General features: G+C 41.5%; 23 protein-coding genes. 7 read left to right on the plus strand and 16 right to left on the minus strand.

The window, feature by feature from the left end:
* Window positions 1-9: 9 nt before the first annotated feature.
* Both H6550_09410 and H6550_09415 read right to left on the minus strand, forming a co-directional pair.
* Window positions 10-705, minus strand: coding sequence for a MotA/TolQ/ExbB proton channel family protein (locus H6550_09410; protein ID MCB9046344.1), 696 nt, complete (start codon window positions 703-705; stop codon window positions 10-12).
* Window positions 706-813: 108 nt separating this feature from the next.
* Window positions 814-1,242: a peptidylprolyl isomerase gene (locus tag H6550_09415; protein MCB9046345.1), complete on the minus strand. Its 429-nt coding sequence runs from the start codon at window positions 1,240-1,242 to the stop codon at window positions 814-816.
* Between the two features lie 100 nt (window positions 1,243-1,342).
* Between H6550_09415 and H6550_09420 the strand changes: the two genes are divergently transcribed.
* Window positions 1,343-2,545 carry a DUF1343 domain-containing protein gene (locus H6550_09420; GenBank protein MCB9046346.1) on the plus strand — a complete coding sequence of 401 codons (1,203 nt, stop codon included), beginning with the start codon at window positions 1,343-1,345 and terminating at the stop codon, window positions 2,543-2,545.
* 36 nt (window positions 2,546-2,581) lie between these two features.
* Window positions 2,582-6,418: a 1-acyl-sn-glycerol-3-phosphate acyltransferase gene (locus H6550_09425; protein ID MCB9046347.1), complete on the plus strand. Its 3,837-nt coding sequence runs from the start codon at window positions 2,582-2,584 to the stop codon at window positions 6,416-6,418.
* Between the two features lie 4 nt (window positions 6,419-6,422).
* Here the strand turns inward: H6550_09425 and H6550_09430 are convergent, their stop codons facing one another.
* The 3 genes from H6550_09430 to H6550_09440 are packed head-to-tail and all read right to left on the minus strand — an operon-like array spanning window position 6,423 to window position 9,561.
* Window positions 6,423-7,766, minus strand: a complete 1,344-nt coding sequence (locus H6550_09430; protein MCB9046348.1) for an ABC transporter permease — start codon at window positions 7,764-7,766, stop codon at window positions 6,423-6,425.
* A 10-nt stretch (window positions 7,767-7,776) separates the two neighbouring features.
* Complete coding sequence (locus tag H6550_09435; protein MCB9046349.1) at window positions 7,777-8,523, minus strand: ABC transporter ATP-binding protein; 747 nt, start codon at window positions 8,521-8,523, stop codon at window positions 7,777-7,779.
* A gap of 15 nt (window positions 8,524-8,538) precedes the next feature.
* Window positions 8,539-9,561 carry a tryptophan 2,3-dioxygenase gene (locus H6550_09440; GenBank protein ID MCB9046350.1) on the minus strand — a complete coding sequence of 341 codons (1,023 nt, stop codon included), beginning with the start codon at window positions 9,559-9,561 and terminating at the stop codon, window positions 8,539-8,541.
* Between the two features lie 139 nt (window positions 9,562-9,700).
* On the opposite strand from H6550_09440, the gene H6550_09445 reads away from it, so the two are divergent.
* A complete protein-coding gene (locus H6550_09445; protein ID MCB9046351.1) occupies window positions 9,701-10,366 on the plus strand; it encodes a DUF2807 domain-containing protein in 666 nt (221 codons plus the stop codon).
* A 53-nt stretch (window positions 10,367-10,419) separates the two neighbouring features.
* Here the strand turns inward: H6550_09445 and H6550_09450 are convergent, their stop codons facing one another.
* Window positions 10,420-11,166: a class I SAM-dependent methyltransferase gene (locus H6550_09450; GenBank protein MCB9046352.1), complete on the minus strand. Its 747-nt coding sequence runs from the start codon at window positions 11,164-11,166 to the stop codon at window positions 10,420-10,422.
* Window positions 11,167-11,197: 31 nt separating this feature from the next.
* Here H6550_09450 and H6550_09455 point away from each other — a divergent pair, with 31 nt between their 5' ends.
* Window positions 11,198-11,710, plus strand: coding sequence for a DUF4375 domain-containing protein (locus H6550_09455; protein MCB9046353.1), 513 nt, complete (start codon window positions 11,198-11,200; stop codon window positions 11,708-11,710).
* A gap of 2 nt (window positions 11,711-11,712) precedes the next feature.
* Here H6550_09455 and H6550_09460 read toward each other — a convergent pair whose 3' ends face one another.
* Complete coding sequence (locus H6550_09460; GenBank protein MCB9046354.1) at window positions 11,713-12,102, minus strand: hypothetical protein; 390 nt, start codon at window positions 12,100-12,102, stop codon at window positions 11,713-11,715.
* 96 nt (window positions 12,103-12,198) lie between these two features.
* Here H6550_09460 and H6550_09465 point away from each other — a divergent pair, with 96 nt between their 5' ends.
* The 3 genes from H6550_09465 to H6550_09475 all read left to right on the plus strand — a co-directional run bounded on the left by H6550_09465 (window position 12,199) and on the right by H6550_09475 (window position 14,764).
* A complete protein-coding gene (locus H6550_09465) occupies window positions 12,199-12,411 on the plus strand; it encodes a hypothetical protein (protein MCB9046355.1) in 213 nt (70 codons plus the stop codon).
* Window positions 12,412-12,551: 140 nt separating this feature from the next.
* On the plus strand, window positions 12,552-14,183 hold the full coding sequence (locus H6550_09470; protein MCB9046356.1) for an ATP-binding cassette domain-containing protein: 1,632 nt from the start codon (window positions 12,552-12,554) through the stop codon (window positions 14,181-14,183).
* A 293-nt stretch (window positions 14,184-14,476) separates the two neighbouring features.
* Entirely contained in the window at window positions 14,477-14,764 is a 288-nt protein-coding gene (locus H6550_09475) for a hypothetical protein (GenBank protein ID MCB9046357.1), read from the plus strand.
* A gap of 299 nt (window positions 14,765-15,063) precedes the next feature.
* On the opposite strand, the gene H6550_09480 is transcribed toward H6550_09475, so the two are convergent.
* The 9 genes from H6550_09480 to H6550_09520 all read right to left on the minus strand — a co-directional run bounded on the left by H6550_09480 (window position 15,064) and on the right by H6550_09520 (window position 19,991).
* Window positions 15,064-15,261, minus strand: a complete 198-nt coding sequence (locus H6550_09480) for a hypothetical protein (GenBank protein ID MCB9046358.1) — start codon at window positions 15,259-15,261, stop codon at window positions 15,064-15,066.
* 345 nt (window positions 15,262-15,606) lie between these two features.
* Window positions 15,607-15,804 carry a hypothetical protein gene (locus H6550_09485; protein ID MCB9046359.1) on the minus strand — a complete coding sequence of 66 codons (198 nt, stop codon included), beginning with the start codon at window positions 15,802-15,804 and terminating at the stop codon, window positions 15,607-15,609.
* Between the two features lie 393 nt (window positions 15,805-16,197).
* On the minus strand, window positions 16,198-16,395 hold the full coding sequence (locus H6550_09490) for a hypothetical protein (protein ID MCB9046360.1): 198 nt from the start codon (window positions 16,393-16,395) through the stop codon (window positions 16,198-16,200).
* A gap of 340 nt (window positions 16,396-16,735) precedes the next feature.
* A complete protein-coding gene (locus tag H6550_09495; protein ID MCB9046361.1) occupies window positions 16,736-17,044 on the minus strand; it encodes a hypothetical protein in 309 nt (102 codons plus the stop codon).
* A gap of 283 nt (window positions 17,045-17,327) precedes the next feature.
* Window positions 17,328-17,672, minus strand: coding sequence for a type II toxin-antitoxin system PemK/MazF family toxin (locus H6550_09500; protein MCB9046362.1), 345 nt, complete (start codon window positions 17,670-17,672; stop codon window positions 17,328-17,330).
* Window positions 17,673-17,687: 15 nt separating this feature from the next.
* Entirely contained in the window at window positions 17,688-17,921 is a 234-nt protein-coding gene (locus tag H6550_09505; protein MCB9046363.1) for a hypothetical protein, read from the minus strand.
* A complete protein-coding gene (locus H6550_09510) occupies window positions 17,893-18,279 on the minus strand; it encodes a hypothetical protein (GenBank protein ID MCB9046364.1) in 387 nt (128 codons plus the stop codon). Before H6550_09510 ends, H6550_09505 begins: the two co-directional genes overlap by 29 nt.
* Window positions 18,280-18,815: 536 nt before the next feature.
* Window positions 18,816-19,115, minus strand: a complete 300-nt coding sequence (locus H6550_09515) for a hypothetical protein (GenBank protein ID MCB9046365.1) — start codon at window positions 19,113-19,115, stop codon at window positions 18,816-18,818.
* A 132-nt stretch (window positions 19,116-19,247) separates the two neighbouring features.
* The gene (locus H6550_09520) at window positions 19,248-19,991 is read right to left on the minus strand and encodes a Rha family transcriptional regulator (GenBank protein MCB9046366.1); all 744 of its coding nucleotides are present in this window, start codon (window positions 19,989-19,991) and stop codon (window positions 19,248-19,250) included.
* Window positions 19,992-20,304: the final 313 nt, after the last annotated feature.

Below are 20,304 nucleotides of genomic sequence, written 5' to 3' on the forward strand. Positions count from 1 at the left end.
ATACTCAGTTTAGCGTGTGGGTTCGTGAAGTATATCCAGGAATTCAACCGCGGCTGCTTCCATCTTATTTACTGTCTTGTTGATCTGTGCGTTCAGGTAGTTGTACGCCACATATGACAGCAGGCCAATGATAAGACCAACTGCTGATGTTACCATCTTAGTATAGATACCACCCGCTATATGTTCTATCGAAAATCCGTTGTGCTGTATATTAAAGAACAGGATGATCATACCGGCAATAGTACCCAGGAAACCAAACATCGGCGCGATTCCGGCAATTGTTGATAACATAGACAAGTTCTTCTCCAGGTTATATACCTGCAACTTCCCGGTGTTCTCCATAGACTTTTCTATATGGTCAACCGGTTTGCCAATACGGCTCAGACCTTTATCAATAATTCTTGCCATAGGGCCTTGTGTAGTTTTCGCCAGGTTTTTGGCAGCTACCAGGTTCCCGTCTGTTACATGTTCTTTTATGCGCGCCATGAAGGTAGGGTCAATATTACCTGCCTTGCGTATCACCCTCAAACGTTCAATGAACACATATACCATTAATACCGAACAAAGCAACAGGGGTATCATCAGGACACCTCCTTCACGTAGCAGGTATATCAATGATAATTCTTCAGCTCCGGCATTTTCCATACCGGCTATTACCTGGGTAGCTGTATCAACTTGCAATAAAATAAATGACAATATGGACATGAGTTAGTATTGAATGGAACAAATGTAATAATTCAGTTATTATGATACTTGTTAAAAAAAATACCGGGACATATGCCCCGGTACAATTATATATGGTCAGTATCTTTATTAACCGATAGATACTACCTCCAGGTCAAATATCAGATCCTTACCGGCCAGTGGGTGGTTGGCGTCTAATATTACAACCTCGTCTTTGATCTCTGTAATAACAACAGGGAAGTTGTTGCCCTGGTTGTCACTCATATTCAGCTGCATACCAACTTCAGGCGTCATTTCAGCAGGAAACTGGTCTTTAGGGTATTCTACCACCATATCTTCCCTGCGGGCACCATAAGCCTCATCTACAGGTATTTCTACTGTCTTTTTCTCACCGGTTGTCATATCTATCAGGGCGTCATCAAAACCCTTAATTACTTGTCCAACACCAACTGTAAATTCCAGTGGCTCACGGCCTTCAGAAGAGTCAAATGTTTCACCGGTTGTTAATTTTCCATGGTAATGCACTTTAACCTTGTCGCCGCTTTTGATCTGTTGCATGATAATTGTTTTAATTAAAAAAATGCGATTATTCTGCAAGGTACATTATAATCTGCGAATATCTGTTTCCATGCTTATCTTTAACCAAATTTTCGGGCTTATGAATGGTGGAAAGTTATTAATGATCGTAATGATGCCTGTGTTTTTCGTACTGAATACTTACGCACAGCGCAACGAGGGTCAGCAGCCTGTTATTACAGGTGCTGAACAAATGGATATGTATCTGCCTCAGCTGGAGGGCAAAAGGGTAGCACTGCTCATCAACCAGACCTCTGTAGTAGGGTCAGGCAAAACATTGTTACCGGACACTTTATTGAAAAGAGGTATCAATATTGTTAAAATTCTTGCACCGGAACATGGCTTCAGGGGAAAGGCAGAAGCAGGTGAAAAAGTAGACGATAGCAAAGACGAAAAAACAGGTCTGCCTATTATTTCTTTATATGGTAAAAATAAAAAACCAACACAGGAGCAATTACAGGATGTAGACATAGTAGTTTATGACATACAGGACGTAGGCGCTCGTTTCTATACGTATATATCAACCATGCAATATGCCATGGAAGCATGCGCAGCTTATGGCAAACAGTTTATGATACTGGATCGTCCTAACCCCAACGGTTTTTTTGTAGCAGGGCCGGTATTGGATAAATCACTTAAGTCATTTGTAGGTATGCAGCCCATACCTGTAGTATATGGCATGACACCCGGTGAATACGCAAAGATGCTGGTAGGCGAGAAATGGTTTGATGGCGCAGATAAACTGAAGCTTACAGTTATCTCTTGTAAGAACTACGACCATACTACCAGGTATAAACTCCCGGTAAATCCCTCTCCTAATCTGAGAAGCATGGCAGCCGTATATTGTTATCCCTCACTTTGCCTGTTCGAAGGTACAGATGTAAGTGTAGGCCGCGGCACCAAAACACCGTTCCAGCAATTCGGACATCCGGCATTCAAAGGCAAAGCCATGTATGGGTTTATGCCCAATATTGCAGACGAAGGGCCTGACCCTTTATACGCTGCCAAAACCTGTTATGGAATGATGATCGCTTTGACAGACGAAGATGCAGAGAAAGCCATTGCCGGTAAGTTCACTGTCTCTTTTTTGAAAAGGGCTTACGACTGGCATGATAACAAAGATAAATTCTTCAATAGCTTTTTTGAAAACCTGGCAGGAACAAAGGAGTTGAGAAAACAGATACAACAGGGTTGGTCGGTTGAAGACATTGAAAAGTCATGGGATAAGGACCTGGCTGCTTTTAAACAGATTAGAAAGAAGTACCTGTTATATAAGGATTTTTAACAGTTTTTAGTTCGCACACTACGCATACTTTATTGCATGCACATTTTATTTGTACCTCTATACGAATTTTTCAGGCGCAGGAAACCACTGTTCTGGGCGGTGTTCCTTGGCACTTTCGCTATATGGGCTATCCTCGCAAGCAGGATACAATTAAAGGAAGACATCACCTCCATGTTGCCCGATAGTAAAGCTATCCATGCCATGAACGATGTGATAAGCAATACACAGGCGGGTGAGCAGGTAATATTCCTTGCATCATTTACAGATAGCAACTACCACGACCAGGATAGCATGGTTAATGCTGTTAACGATTTTAATTCAGGGTTCAATAAACAGTTCAGTAATTATATTGACACAATAATACTGCAACCCGGCAGCGGCATGGAAGAAGTAATGACAGGATTGGTACAACAAAACCTCCCGTTGTTACTTACCGAAAAAGACTACCAAAAACTGGATAGCCTTACAAATGAAGAACAAATAGCACGTACACTGGCTGCAAACAAACGTATCCTGCTGTCTCCGGCCAGTGTTTTCTATAAAAAACTTGTAGCTGCAGACCCCATAGGCATGTCAGGTATTGTATGGAGCAAATTACGTTCGCTACAGTATGATGATAACTATGAGACTTACGAAGGTTACCTCTTTCATAAACAGAGTGGAAAGCTCACTTTCTTCATGAAGCCTGTTCATAAGGCTAACGAAACAGTTGAAAACGCTAAGTTCTTTGAAGAAGCCGACGGGTATATTGAGAATTGGGAGCAGGCACATCCCGGCATAAATATTTTGTATTTCGGTGGGCCTGCTGTAGCAGCAGGTAACGCCACACAGATGCGTTATGATACTATACTGACCTTGTCCGTAACTATTATCCTGTTGTTGGCACTTACCTTCTATTTTTTCCGACGCAAACGAACACCTCTGTTTTTGTTGATACCGGTTTTGTACGGCGGAGCAATGGGTTTAGGGGTGCTGTGCCTCGTCCAGGGATCTGTATCTGTTATTGCCTTGGGGGCAGGCGCCATTATTATGGGTATAGCTATTGATTTCTCCATACACTTCCTCTCACAAAACAGGAAGAATACAGATGTTAGGGAAACGGTAAAAGAACTGGCACAGCCGCTCACGCTGGGGAGTTTTACTACCATTGCCGCATTCCTTTCGCTGCGACTGGTCAATACACCCATACTGCAGGACCTTGGGTTGTTTGCCGCTGCCAGCCTGTTCGGAGCTGCGTTATGTACACTCATATTTCTGCCGCACCTGCCTATAGGCACTGGCTCAGAACAAGAAGTACCCAAACAGACAATATTTGATAAAGTGGCCGAATGGCGCCCGGAAAATAACAAGCTATTGTTGTTGTTCATTGTATTGTTCACGCCTGTGATGTTGTACTTCAGTACAGGTGTACAGTTCGATAGCAACCTGATGAACCTGAACTATCTTTCACCTAAACTACAGAAAGCTCAGGATGAAGTACGCGAAGCCAATGCTGTAGCACTGAGTTCCGTATTCCTTGTTGCGCAGGATGAGTCAGGCGAAAAAGCTCTTCAAAAACTGGAGCAGCTTCATGATAAGGTAAAAGGCGTACAAGATAAAGGATGGGTGAGGGGAGTGTCCGACCCTACATTATTATTATCATCACGCAAAGAACAACAACGCCGTATCGATCGCTGGAACAACTACTGGAATAACGAGAAGAAAGCAGCTGTATTACGGGCCGTAAACAAGGAAGCTGCCGGCGCCGGATTTGCAACAGGAGCTTTCAACCGTTTTGAGAACACACTAACCAGAGAGTATAGTTTATTTGACAGCGCAACAACCAAACAGCTCAAATCATTGTTCCCCGGTGGCTTTTCAGCAGACACAGTGCATCATTACGCTATTACTGCTCTAAAGGTTCCTGCTGAGTATCGTGAACAGGTATTTAATGAATTATCGGCACAGGACATCGTAACTGTTACTGACAGGCAACAGGGAGCTAACCAGCTTGTGGCTATATTGAACAATGACTTTACGGATATTGCTATATACTCCTCACTCATTGTATTCTTTGCGTTGCTACTGGGATATGGGCGTTTCGAGCTGGCCATCATTGCGTTCCTCCCTATGGCCATATCTTGGATATGGATATTAGGTATGATGTCTATCCTGGGACTTAAATTCAACATCGTCAATATCATCATATCATCGCTCATCTTTGGCCTGGGCGATGACTATACCATCTTCACAATGGATGGTCTTGTGGAACGGTATAAAACAGGAAAACTAAAGCTGGCTTCGGTACGGTCAGCGGTGTATGTATCTGCACTTACTGTGACAATAGGTTTAGGCGTATTGTTGCTGGCCAAACATCCTGCATTGCGTTCCATAGCATTTATATCTGTAACCGGACTTGTGTGTGTGTTATTCATCTCGCAAACGCTGCAGCCTTTCCTGTTCAACTGGCTGATACAGAACCGCGCCAACAAAAAGTACCTGCCCTTCACTCTTCGCAGTTTCTTCATTTCGTTATTCGCCTTTACCTATTTCTTTATCGGCTCCATGGCACTTACCATACTGGGGATACTCTTCACCAGGCTTTGGCCGTTTGGTAGGAATAAAGGCAAGTACTTGTTCCATTATTGTATCAGCAAGTATTCAAAGTCTATGCTGTACATTATGGGTAATGCCAAAAAGAAAATATACAACCCTGCTAACGAAGATTTTAAGAAACCGGCCATCATCATTGCCAATCATTCGTCGTTCCTAGATATCCTTATCATGATAATGCTGAACCCAAAACTGGTATTACTCACCAATAAATGGGTATGGCGGTCGCCGGTGTTTGGCGCTGTGGTACGTATGGCTGAATATTACCCTGTAGCCGAAGGTGCAGAAGACAGTATTAAACCGTTGCAGGACCTGGCGAACAGGGGCTATTCTATTGTTGTGTTCCCCGAAGGCACACGCAGTTTTGATGATACGATACACCGCTTTCACAAAGGGGCATTTTACCTGGCCGAACAATTGAAGCTGGACATAATTCCTGTTGTCTTACACGGTATGAACTACTGTATGCAAAAGGGAGACTGGTTGCTGAAAGATGGAACCATGTCAGTATATATCCATCCACGTGTAACACAGGGTGATACAACTTTTGGCAATTCTTACAGCGAACGGGCCAAATACATGGGTAGGTGGATGAGGAGCGAACTGGACAAGATCAAAGAAGAGAAAGAAACACCGACTTATTTTAAGGAACAATTGATAAGATGCTATACTTACAAAGGTCCGGTGCATGAGTGGTATTGCAGGGTAAAGACCAGAATTGAAGGTTACTATGAACAGTTCCACGAGTTGGTTCCACATGAAGGTAAGTTCTACGACCTTGGCTGCGGGTATGGTTTCCTCCCATATATGTTACATTGGGCGGAACCTAATCGCTCGTTCATAGGGATTGATTACGATGATGAAAAGATAGAGACAGCGCAAAACAACTTCCTGCGCGATGAATCCATGAACTTTGAACAAGGTGACCTGACACAGGTAGAACTGCAAGCTTGCGATGGTATCATTATCAACGATGTATTGCATTATCTACTACCCGAACAACAAGAAATATTACTGGAAAAATGCTACAAGGCACTTAACCCCGGCGGTCAGATCATTGTTCGTGATGGTGTATCAGAGCTAACCGAAAGAATTAAGGGAACAAAAATGACGGAGATGTTCTCTACCAGAGTGTTCAGCTTTAATAAAACGCAGAACCAGCTACACTTTATCAGCCGCAGTATGATAGAAGGGTTTGCAGCGCGACATAAGATGCAGACCGAAGTGCTGGACAAAGCTAAAATGACGGCTAACCTGATTTTCGTTCTGAAAAAAGTTTGATGAATTAATTGACAGATCTCGTATGGCGTTTATTCCTGTAGGTACTGATGACCCATAGTACCGTACTAAAAGCTGACAACACTATTATATGTGGTAGTACATTCATAAACCCGCCACTTCGTAGAGTAATATTATTTACCGCATCCAGCCCCCAGTATAAGGGTGATATCATAGCCGCCTTTTGCAGCAGGGGAGACAGTATGTCTACCGGCACCCATATGCCACCTAATGCTGATAGTATCACGACCGAAATAGCACCGAAAGGCATGGCCTGGTTGGCAGTCCTGAACACAACACCTATAAAGTATCCATAGGATGTCGCTGCCACTGCTATAGCCACAGCTACAGGTAATAACACCCAGGCATTCTGACCAAGATATAAAGCCGGTAAACCCAACAAAGGCAGCAGGAATATACCCACGCAAAACATGACTACAAATTGTAATGCGCATACAAGGGTATAGAATAATATTTTACCAAGCGCAACATAACGTCTTGCTCCGGGTATCAATTCTATACGCAGCGAACTTCCCTCTTCCCTTTCTCTTATCAGGTGACTGCAAATGGGTATTACAATAAAGAACATACCGAAAATGGCCCAGGCAGGAACATTGTGCTGCACAGAGTTCATATACTTACTATCTCCCGCCGCTTCACCCAGCATCTGCTCTTTTATACCTAACCCTTGCATCGTTTTGGTAAGGTCGGGACGTGCTTCTGCTGCTATAACTGTTGGCTCTGTATTATCAGGCGCTGAACCTGTTGTATCTGTAGCGGTAGCGGCACGCATCTTAGATAGTCTCTCCACCAACACACGGCTGCTGGAGAATGTGATCAGTTTGTCCAAAGCAAAATTTACGGACATCCTGAAAGTAGGTTTTGACACAGGGTCAAAATACATACGTATATACATACTATCCCGAGCTTCCCTCGAAGGCATCTTGCCCATGCCTGTTTGCTCCGATATACTATTGGCTACAAGGTTGGCGGCATTCACCATTTCAGCTGTCGCACCTTTCGGTATCACTATACCCACCTTAAAATCACCACTTTGTAATAAATGTTTCAATTGATCTTCACTAACAGGCTCACCGTCAATACTATCTGTCACCCTGAAACTGCCACTTTCTTTCAGCCCTTCAATTATAGAGCGTGCAATGCTGCCATTATCGTTGTCAGCTACCAGCAGGTCAAATTTCAATTCCTGGTAATCTTTGAACGGGGCATCTTGTACCATGGCCATTACTATTATCAGCACTGCCGGCATCAGGAATAGTAACATCAACCCGGCCACGTCGCGCCTTGCTAATGTCCACTCCTTGATAATAGTTGCCAGTATCTTCTTCATGTTTCTTCTGTTAGTCTCTTACTGAATGTCCGGTATGGTGTAAAAATACTTCTTCAAGATGTTTGCAGCCTTCTGTATTTCTGATAAGTTCTTGCGGCGTACCGCTTATGATAAACTTGCCCTCATCTACTATCACTACTTCGTCACATATCTTTTCCGCTTCGTCCAGCAGGTGAGAAGTGTAGAGTATGGTCTTGCCTAATTGTTTATAGTCTTTCAGGAAATTTAATATCATAGCACGTGACTGAACATCCACACCAGCGGTTGGCTCATCCAGTATCAGTATTTCAGGGTAGTGCAACAATGATGCTATGATATTGGCTCTCCGCTTCATACCTCCGCTATACCTGTTCACTCGTTTGTCAGCATGTTTCTCCAGCCCCAGTTTCTCCAGCAGGTCCTGGCTACGCTCCTTTATATACTTATCTTCTATACCATACAAACGACCGATATAAATAAAATTCTCCCATGCCGTAAGGTTCGGAAAGAGGGCTATCTGTTGAGGTACCACACCTATCTGCGACCGCACCGCATTAATGTGTTCTATACAATCAACACCAAATACCTTCGCACTACCACTATCCGGGCTTACTAAACCGCATATGATATTAATAGTGGTAGTTTTACCGGCACCGTTTGGCCCCAGCAAACCAACTATCTTTTTTTCTTCCACGCTCAGGCTCAGACCATCCAATGCGGGTGTCCATGCACCCGGGTATTGTTTCCTGAGGTCATTTATATCTATTGCTAACGACATAGTTTATGCTGGACTTTATCTATAACCAAGTCCGTAGCCTAATTGTTCAGGCAATACCGGTAACATATGCCTCGGCACAAGGAATGATGTCAACTCGGCCAGTTCTTTAAATATAACATGGGTATCGGCTGCCGCCTGCAGGTATTGTGCTCCTGTGCTGCCACCGGTACCTACGCGCTTGCCGATAGTACGCTGTACCATATGTATATGCCTGTGGCGCCACATCGACATTTTTTCATCTATCTCCAAAAGGCTGCTGATCAGTTCGAATGGCAGGTGCAACATCGGATAGTCCCTGTACAGCATAATGAATAAAGCACTCCTGTTAGCCTCCGCACTCAGCTTCCTGTCATCAGGGTAGGCAGCATCGTTCATAAATAGATTATCGAATGTCTCCAGGTTCTTCATTTCCTGCTCCAGCAGGCTGCTGCTGTACGATTCACGGTATTCTTGCCAGAAACTGCGCTCGGGCCATGCTTCATTATCTTTCAGGAAGGGCATACGCTCCAGCCAGCGATTAATAAGCACCAGAAGCGACTCTTCTGCTTCAGCGTTCTTTACTCGTTCTATATCCTTTTCATTCAGTTGAGATAAGTAGTAATTCTGCCCATGTCTCTGCTTGTACGATAGACCCAACGCTGCCTCTATGATCTTGAACTGTATACTCTGAAATCCTGATGCCGGGCGCAGCAGGTCCCTGAATTCCAGGAAGTCCAGTGGGGTCATGGTCTCCATTACCGTCATTTGCTGCACGGCCACATCCATGATAGCACATATGCGTTTAATGCGGTGTACTGAATTATATATGTCCGGGGAATTATTAGGTATGCTTGCCTGTTTGAATATATTCCTGACGATGTTCAATTCATGAATGATCTGTTTGAACCATAACTCATAGGTCTGGTGTATGATGATGAACATCAGCTCATCATCGGCTTTGATATTCTCTTTTTCACTCTCGGGTTGCTGTGCATTCAGTATTTTATCCAGTTGCAGGTACTCACTATAATATACGGGGTGGCGCTGTTTCTTATCCATGCGGTTAAATTAATAAACAAATGCCAAGGTTCTGATGACAAGTATGTATATTTAAATAAAAAATATACAAAAACATATAGGGGTAAGCTTTAAGGTAGCTGTTATTACTATGAACACAAAAAAAGAGAAAACTGATCTTATGAAAAAGTATGTAACAATTATTGCTGTCGGAATATTGGCTGTATGCACCACAAGTTGTCATAAAAGAGCGCTTAGGGGAGAAGGCCCTACCGTTTCAGAAACACGCTATGTGGGAGAATTCAGCAAAATAGAAGCCAACGGAAGCACGCATATCGAAGTAGTACACGATGATGTGTACAGTATAATAGTAACCGGTTATAGTAACCTGGTACCTGTATTCGAGACAAAACTTAAAGGTGACAGGCTTATCCTGCAATTCAAAGATTTTTACTGGAATGTTCGCAATGATAATATTACGGTAGAAGTACACACCCCCTACCTGGACAAGACCAGCATGAATGGCTCGGGAAACATCGCGGTAGGTTCCGGTTTTGAGCAGGACAATTTCAATGCAGACATCAATGGTTCAGGTGATATTTCAGTGAAAGGTAACAGCTATAAGTCATTGTATGCCAAAATAAATGGTTCAGGTGGTTTCAGTTCCGAATACAGCGAGGCAGACAGGGTAGAGGTGAACATCTCCGGCTCGGGTAGTGCATACGTAAAGGCCAACGACTACCTGAAAGTACGCATAAGTGGTTCTGGTGATGTGTATTACCGTGGCAATCCTTCTACATTAGATACTGACATCTCAGGCTCAGGAAAAGTACATAAAAGAAACTAGGGGCACCTTAGGGTTGATTCATATAAAAAAGGGCGCATCGTATTTACGGTGCGCTATTTTTTTACCCTGCCTGCTCTCATAAATACCGGGAAGGTTACTTCCTTTGGTCCGGCTCCCCAGGCATCCATTAACTTACTCGCTATCAGGTCCACAGGGTTCTTATTATTCTTTTTTATATAATGTTGCACCGACGACCAGGTATTCAGATAACCCAACATATGCTCGGCTGCCCATTCATATGTGATTTTAAACTTCTGAGCTTCTATCTTTTCAAAAGGAACCTCAATTGATGCATATTCATTATCCACATGTTTCCTTTCAGCATCCCAATATGGCCCTACTATATGAGTGTAAAAATCATCAACTATGTCATTTATGGTAGGGGAGACCCTGGGCAAATTATAACCCCATGCGGCAAAAACGGCTCCGTTCTTCGCAACTCTTTTCACTTGTTCAAAGAAGACAGCATGGTCAAACCAGTGCAGCGATTGAGCAACGGTCACCAGGTCAAAGTTGTTATCCGCAAAGGACGGCTGCTCTGCTCTTTCCTGCTGGTAAATGATATTGTCTTTCTTAGTCGAATTTTCTAATTGACTGATGCTTAAATCAGTAGCGCATACTGTTTGAAATATAGCTACAATCTTTACAGCTGCCTGTCCGTTGCCTGTGGCACAGTCCCAGGCGGTATCAAAGCTGTTACATTGTGCGTACAACCAGTCAAAAAGCTCCTGCGGATAACCCGGCCGGTAGTTGGCATATATATCCGATTGCTGGGAGAAATTATCCTTTGTATCTTTCATACTTTTGCAAAAATAACCGAACACGATATATATGCCTGATAAATATCTACCTGCCATTGCTGCAGACGAACTGAATGCTGTTCAGGATAGCGGGGATCTGTATGCTTATTACGACCTCCTTTGCCAACCTTTGCATACCGAGTTGTACAAACGCCAGGATTTCTCCTTTTTCGACGAGCTGACCGAGGGGCAACAAATGCTGATATGCTACGATTATATTCAGAATCATCTGCTGCAAGGTGGTTTTATACAGCTGATACAGAATGGTTATGTAAATATGCTGGTACCCATGCCTCAGTGGCTGGTCACCATCGGCGACGGAAAAATGGCACAGCTTATTGACGATGCGCTCAAAGCATATGTACAGAACAAGGACATACTCGACAAAGAAACAAGCGTGCAGGAATTCGCCAATTTATATGAACAATTGCCCGTTTTTGCGCCGTTAGACGAACTTTTTAAGCAATTACACCCCAAAACTGTCGAAAATATGCTCAATTATGCCACGCATCATATACATGAGTTTGCCAGGGTAATAGAGTAGTGCTACTCCGAAATATCCCCCTTATTCACCACAAAACCATAGTAGTGTTGATAGCTGCGTGCCCCAAGGTTTTTGACCCTCACTTCCCAGTTTGCCGGGTCCATAATGTCTTTATTCAGCTGGTCATTATCTATCCATATATCTACAGAGTCTACCCCAACCATGGGGTAAATAGGGTCGGGATTGCTGCCTATGTGCCCATCGCGAAATAACTCAGTAGTTGAATTAGCCTTCACAACTACTTCTTTATTACGATAGTTATATACAGAATCGTGGTAGAATCTTATATGTATCTCCTTATTAGTATTATTCTCCAACAGTCGGGTATAGCCGGTACCGGGGTCGCACGACGAGAACAGGAAAAGCAAGGGTAGTGCCAATATAGGTTTCATAAAGTTTCTTTAGGATATATAAAGGCAAATTCTATACCAGTTCCTTATATTAGCGTATCAAATCCCTGACAGATGCAACGATCCATTCTTTTAATCATGTCCATTATTTGTCTCAGTGCCTGTGGCGATGGCAGGAACTATTATTCATGCAGTTGTAAAAATAGCGCAACCGGTGAGGCCATTTCCGGCAACTACAGGGTATACGCCCAGGACAAGCTGGCCGAATCGGAATGCGCTAAGCTGCACGTACAGGCCGAAAGTGATGCCGGGCTGGGACCCAACGAGGCTGAGTGCACCTACAAGCCATAGGCCGTAAAACACTACATAGGTTACTAGATTTTCACATTTTCTCATTAGCTAATCAGCTAATAACTACGTACCTTTGCACCTCTTTTCAGCACCCTGTATGCTGATTTTGTACTTTTTACTTTTGAATTTTTAGTTATACAATGTTAAACGTTAATAATTTATCGCTCCGCTACGGCAAAAGGATCCTGTTCGAAGATGTGAATATCCGCTTCACCGAGGGCAATTGCTATGGTATTATCGGTGCCAATGGCGCGGGCAAATCTACTTTCCTTAAAATACTTTCCGGCGATATCGACCCCACAACGGGTAAAGTTGAGATATCCAAAGGACAGCGTATGAGTGTGCTGAAACAGGACCACTATGAGTTTGACGAGAACACCGTACTGGAAACCGTACTGATGGGCAATGAGCCGCTGTATAAGATCATGAAGGAGAAGGACGCCATCTACGCTAAAGAAGACTTTACCGAAGAGGACGGACTGAGGGTAGGCGAACTGGAGGGCACTTTTGCTGAAATGGACGGCTGGAACGCTGAAAGCGACGCCGCAACCCTGCTCAGCAACCTGGGTATCAAAGAAGACCTGCACTATAAGCAGATGAAGGAATTGGATGGTAATGAAAAGGTGAGGGTATTGCTGGCACAGGCTCTGTTTGGCAACCCGGACATCCTGCTGCTCGATGAGCCTACCAACGACCTGGACCTGGAGACCATCTCATGGCTGGAGAACTTCCTGGCCGATTATGATAAGATAGTACTGGTCGTATCGCACGACCGTCACTTCCTCGATGCGGTATGTACCCACGTGGCAGATATCGATTTTGGAAAAATTACCATATTTACCGGTAACTACACTTTCTGGTACGAGAGTAGCCAGTTGTTGCTCAAGCAGCGTACCGACGCCAACAAAAAGGCGGAAGATAAGATACGCGAGCTGCAGGAGTTCATTGCACGTTTCTCGGCCAACGCCTCTAAGTCTAAGCAGGCTACCAGCCGTAAAAAAGCGCTCGATAAGATCAAGATCGAGGACATGGTGGCCTCTAACCGTAAATACCCGGCCATCCTGTTCAACAACCAGGTGCGCGATGCCGGCGACCAGATACTGGAGGTGAACGGACTGGGCAAATCTGTGAACGGGGAAGTATATTTCAAGGATATTACGTTCGACCTTAAGCGTGGACAAAAGGTTGCTATAGTGTCGGATAACAGCTTGGCAACCACAGCTTTCTATAAAATACTTGCAGGAGAAGATCAGTCTTTCGATGGCAGTTATAAATGGGGTGTAACCATCACCAGTACCTACCTGCCTGCCGATAACAGCGAGTATTTTGAAGGTAAAGATATGAACCTGGTAGACTGGCTCAGGCAGTATTCTGAGGAAAAGGACGAGACCTTTATACGTGGTTTTCTGGGCAGGATGTTGTTCTCAGGTGAGGAAACTTTAAAAAGTTGCACCGTATTAAGTGGAGGTGAAAAGATGCGGTGTATGATCAGCCGCATGATGATGCTGAAAGGAAATGTGCTGATGCTGGACGAGCCCACCAACCACCTGGACCTGGAAAGTATCACGGCGCTCAACAATGGTATGAAAGATTTCAAGGGTACCATACTGTTCACCACACGCGACCATGAGCTGGCACAAACCGTTGCCGACAGGGTAATTGAAATTACACCTAATGGTATGATTGACAGGGAGATGGACTTTGATACTTACAGAAGCGATGCAAGGGTAAAAGCCCTGAAAGCCGAGCTATACGGACAGGCAGTAAGCTAATAGCATCTTTTTAATATAATTTTTATCTATAATGTACCTTTCGGGGTACATTTTTATTATATTTACACAAATGTGACAAATGAGCGATCTCCGCCACAGGAGGTCAGGCTGGAAAAGCGACGATAGGACATTCATATCTAAGTAGAGGAAAAAGAACGACCGGGGTAAAAGAGAGACACAACAAACCACCATAACCATATTATGCAAACGATAGATGAGCCGCAGGAGGATAGGTACATCTGTTGTTAGCAATACTGAGATTATCTATTACGAAACCGGAAAATGTGCCGTCTATGAAATTGCATCAAAACCGGCTGGACAGGTTTTCTGTCATAGCCAAGAAACTGGTCGATGAACATTCCGCTGAGTTATTCAGCGAAATGCGTTTATCCGACAGTCAGGACATTTACAACAACCATCTGCAGAACCTGGGCAATCAACTGGAAGAATATGCCCGCGATTTTATCAACAACTGCAAAGTTCAGAACGATCAGCTGAAGAAGGATATCTGGTATACGTGCAACAAATACCTCGACCTGTTTGCTACACGCAACCAGCCCGGCCAGCTAAGACATTACTAGTGCCCGCACGCATTGCTACAAATTACGTTTACCATACCGATTAAACTGAAACAAGGGGTAGAATACCATCTATCCCTTTATTCATGCACTTTTCAACTATTTAACATAATGTAAATTATAGAACAAATGCCACCGCACGGCAAACGGCCAGCAATACTATGATGCAATCGCATTTACCATAATGGTCATCTGGTAACAGTATATTGTTGGGATTTGCCGTAGTATGAGAACAAAAAAGGTTCTTAAAAAGAAGCTAAAGCCATTCAAGCCATATGACATTAATCGTCACATGGAGTTTGCTAAACTTCTGAAGAAACTTGATCAATGTAAAACTGAAGCATCAGTTTATAGTTCTTAGCTTCTGTTTCATTAATTATTCTTATGTTTTCAGAATCCATTCCATTTGTTCTGTCATTAATAATTTCTTGTAATCTTTCGTTGTCTTGCATTCTTAGCCTTGCTAAAATTTCGACCAATATAGGTTTCAAGTCTTCCATGTTATTTTATATTTAGGTCATATAAAATTAAGAAACCAGTCTTATTAGGTTTTTATTATAATCACATGTAAAGCTACTACACCATTAGGCAGCCGTCTGCCTTACCGCTCTATTTGTTGATCACGTTATTGTTGTACCACATTAATTGATTAACACTCCGATCTGGCCTTCGTAAAACATTATAGAACAAATCACGCCACAACGCCACATACTATGATGCAATCGCATTTACCATAATGGTCATCTGGTAACAGTATATTGTTGGGATTTGCCGTAGTATGAGAACAAGTTCTTAAAGAAGCAAACCATTCAAGCCATATGACATTAATCGTCACATGGAGTTTGCTAAACTTCTGAAGAAACTTGATCAATGTAAAACTGAAGCATCAGTTTATAGTTCTTAGCTTCTGTTTCATTAATTATTCTTATGTTTTCAGAATCCATTCCATTTGTTCTGTCATTAATAATTTCTTGTAATCTTTCGTTGTCTTGCATTCTTAGCCTTGCTAAAATTTCGACCAATATAGGTTTCAAGTCTTCCATGTTATTTTATATTTGTCTTAAAATTGACAACAATGTCTTAGGTTTTATGCAATCACATCATTAAGCTGCCCCAGCTATGCCATTAGGCAGCCGTCTGCCTTGCCTACGCTCTATTTGTTCGATAACAACGTTATTGTTAAGTACTACGTGGCTTAATTGAAAATGTAAGCCACTCCGATACTCGGAGCCTTCGGTAACATAACGTGCAATTATAGAACAAATGCCACCGCACGGCAAACGGCCAGCAATACTATGATGCAATCGCATTTACCATAATGGTCATCTGGTAACAGTATATTGTTGGGATTTGCCGTAGTATGAGAACAAAAAAGGTTCTTAAAAAGAAGCTAAAGCCATTCAAGCCATATGACATTAATCGTCACATGGAGTTTGCTAAACTTCTGAAGAAACTTGATCAATGTAAAACTGAAGCATCAGTTTATAGTTCTTAGCTTCTGTTTCATTAATTATTCTTATGTTTTCAGAATCCATTCCATTTGTTCTGTCATTAATAATTTCTTGTAATCTTTCGTTGTCTTGCATTCTTAGCCTTGCTAAAATTTCGACCAATATAGGTTTCAAGTCTTCCATGTTATTTTATATTTAGGTCATATAAAATTAAGAAAACCCCAATAGTCTTATTGGGGTTTTTGTTAACATGAAAGTCACATCATTAAGCTGCCCCAGCTATGCCATTAGGCAGCCGTCTGCCTTGCCTACGCTCTATTTGTTCGATAACAACGTTATTGTTAAGTACTACGTGGCTTAATTGAAAATGTAAGCCACTCCGATACTCGGAGCCTTCGGTAACATAACGTGCAATTATAGAACAAATATGCTCACGCACGAATAAGTATGAAACCTTCTATCGGGATATACAAGGCAACAATTAAGTCTAATGTAGACGAGGTAGTCGATAAGGTAAATCGGCTCAATCTTCTTTTGGACGAGGTTCGTACCCTTCAGAATGAGATAAGTAATCATGAAATCCATTATCAGATAATCCCTGATAAATCGTGTTCCGAATTACCATATCTCCAGATGAAAAAGAAATTAACTTCCTCAAGTTGTTAAGCTCTCCATCATATCTTATATATATGATGTCATCAAACAAGTCATCATATTTAGACCTTATAAACGAAACAATTTCACTTGAAAGCATATTTATATGCAACCTTTCAATTTCTTTTTTAATTTTTGGCAATTCAATGTCATTGTAGCTTACTGAAAATATCAACATATTACATTTAGTTTGTGGTGAACCAAATGTAGCAATTAAGCCCTAAATAAGGGCTTTTTGTTTACCACCCCAATAATATATTGTGGAAAAATATTTAGCTACTTAACATAATAATTAGCAGGCTTGCCCTATATTTGTTCCATAATCATCATATATTAAGTACTACGTTAGGTAGATAAAAACTTACCTAACTACGATACATTAACATATGATACAATTATAGAACAAATGCCACCGCACGGGGGATATTGAGCTGGCAGCAGTATGTAGAGATTGGATTGAACTATATAACCTCGATAGCGGAATTAATAATGTTATACAGGTCTTGGTGGTGAACTTTTTTTAGCGCAGATATTTTCTTAATTATTATAGATTTTTCAGCCAAAAAGAGCTTGTGGCATCTTACTTCACAAAATTCATTATGTAGCGGAGTTGTTAATTTCTTTTTGTTTATTGGATATGAGAAATCATCATTCAATAATGTAGTTGTAATAGCAGCAAGAATGACATCTGTCGATTTATTAACTCTACTATTGGATACAACAATAGCTGGTCTTGGCTTTGAGCCTTCATGGTCTGTAAACGGAAAGTTTACTATTACTATATCGCCTTGTAGGTATTTAGCCATGCGGTATAATTGTCATTATAAGTATTGTTCCCATCCCGCATTATCTTCGTCCTTCCAGACGCTATGCAATGAACGCTCTGAGATAATCATACCTGCATTTACTGTTCTATGGTCAGGCAAGCACTCTATATCGCTAATTTCATTTGTGTACTCGAATCTTATGGTATCCATTAATCCCATAAGTATAGCAGCACCCCAACCTTGTGGTGTATAGTTGTTATTATTTGTCTTTAGTGCTATTGTTTCCATTATGAGTTTGTTTTTTGAATTCAGTTAGTTCAACAATTTTGTCATTTAAAAATTTGACTATTTTTTTAGTCGTTTCTAAATCCATGTATATACCAAATTCATATTCCTTTAATATCCCATCCTTACTATCGTCACTATCCTTTATTTTTGATATAGACTTTGTCTTTTCGTCTATCTTGAAATCTGTTGACTTAGGTATGGGGAAACGCTCTGAATAAAAACTCAAATTAATAAATCCTTTAGGCGTTACTCCGCCATACGCTCCGTCTACATGTAGTGCCCTATAATTAGGAGATATCTTATTGTGGTATGTCAGTACTTTAGGTACTTGTATGTTTTTTGATGCTTTGCGTGGCATAACAAAGTATAGCTATACTAATTTAAGTGCTTTTGGTTTGGTCGCTTATTGTAGCGTATGTACATACAAAAGTACACTACTCTGTGTTAAAAGCAAGCAAAACTATAATAGATTACATCTATATGACCAAATTTTGGATACTTTTTGGTGCCTTATTAACAAAAAAACATCATACTTAACATAATATCAGGAATTCTATTGAAGGTTCAGCCATTCCATTAGTCAGGCTCTGCTATTCGTTCTATAATCATGTTATAGTTAAGTACTCCGTAGGTAAAGGAAAAATTTACCTACTTCGATACTCATGCCTTCGGTAACATAACATATAATTATAGAACAAATGCCACCGCACGGGTTTGGATGGGGCTAAGCCTTAATTAATCTTTAGGTGGTTAATGGACAACATGATAACACAAAACATAGGTAATTATTTAACCGCCACGGCGGATTAACGGAGTTTAAACTAATCAGTATGCAATATCTGCGTAAACTACTATATCTATTAGGTATTAGGAAAGGCTATCTTTCTAAAGAAGCTATTCGCCAGGAGCATCATCGAATATCTGTCCTAATATCGAACCTCCTTTAGATTGAGCTATATTACGCTCAATTTCCTCGAAATTACTTTGAACCTTTGCACCAAACTCTGTTTCAATTAATGTCATATAACTTGACATTATATGCGGTACAAATGCAGTACTCCTATCGTTAATTCCAGCAACTATACTTGTTAATTCAGATAATTGAGATTTTATATTATTAATCTCATAACTTAATTCTGTTATTTTATTTAATAACTCTTGATTTACCTGATTTTGTAGCTCTTGAACATTCATAATATATAGGTTTTACATAAATGTACTACCCACCCGCCATTTCTCATAGGGTGATTTCACCCTATTTGTTCATTCAAACAAAAGAAAAGGGCTGCTTTCGCAACCCCTTAATTTCACAGTTTTTAATAAAAATTAGACAGCTTTTGTGCCAATCAGTTTAGGCTTCAATGCCTCTACCCTTGGCAGCATCAATTTGTCTTTTTTGAATTTGTTGTACAGGTACGGATACAAAAGTGTCTTTTTGTATATCTTTTTCAGCCATACCTTAAAGTATTCCAGTTCTGAATACTGGTAACACTTGCTCTGTACAGTACCTCTTTTGTCATTAAACTCGTGGTAGTAATATGATACTGTTTTTGCCCATGGCTTATCTTCTCTGTGTTTTGCCCAATGCATTCCTATCGATCCATCTGCTAAATCATACTGGCATATAGAGCCAACCTCCTTTTCAATGAAAAGCATGATTTCGCTTGCCTGGTCAAAAATACACCATCTGTTATCAGGACAGCTCTTAGCAGGGTCGCTGAGTATCCTGCTTTGGTATACCGGCAGCAGTACAGGCGTGGTAGCGACTTTTAGCGCATGTTCCATCCTGTTAAATGCTTTTATGAAAGCCTCTTTGAATTTAGCAGCCTTTGCACCAGTATACCCCATGGCCAAGAAAGAGAAGCCATCACGGGTAATAAAGTAATACCTGTAAGTATTACCTCGTAGCTTATAATTAGCCTCCTCAAAATTGAGGAGCTTAAATTCTTCGCTACAATCAAGATTTTCAATGTCTCTCAGGACATTGTCATGTCTTTTGCCGAACGTGTCGGCAACAACCATTGAGGTTGTTGAGATTTTCTCACCGTACAATCGTACCAGTTCTGTCATGTCTTTAAATTTTAGACGTTAAATAATACATGACAAAGCCCTGTAGGCACAGGATTACCGTAAAAAGATTGAGGAAATTTGCATAGTTAACCAAGATGGATTAACTTTGTGCTTGGAAAAAATTTTCAATCTTTGTACAATAGCTCCACCGCCCGTGGGGCTATTGTCATTTAAGCAAATGTAATAATTTAATGAAAATAAATCGATTTTAGGAGCGTTTTATTTTTACCCAATGTTTTACACATTGTGAATATTATAGGTCAGCCAAAAGGCTAAAAAGCGCCATTACGCAAGTCCTGTACACATGTACAGC

The organism is Chitinophagales bacterium (genome assembly GCA_020636495.1).
GTDB lineage: Bacteria > Bacteroidota > Bacteroidia > Chitinophagales > Chitinophagaceae > UBA5543.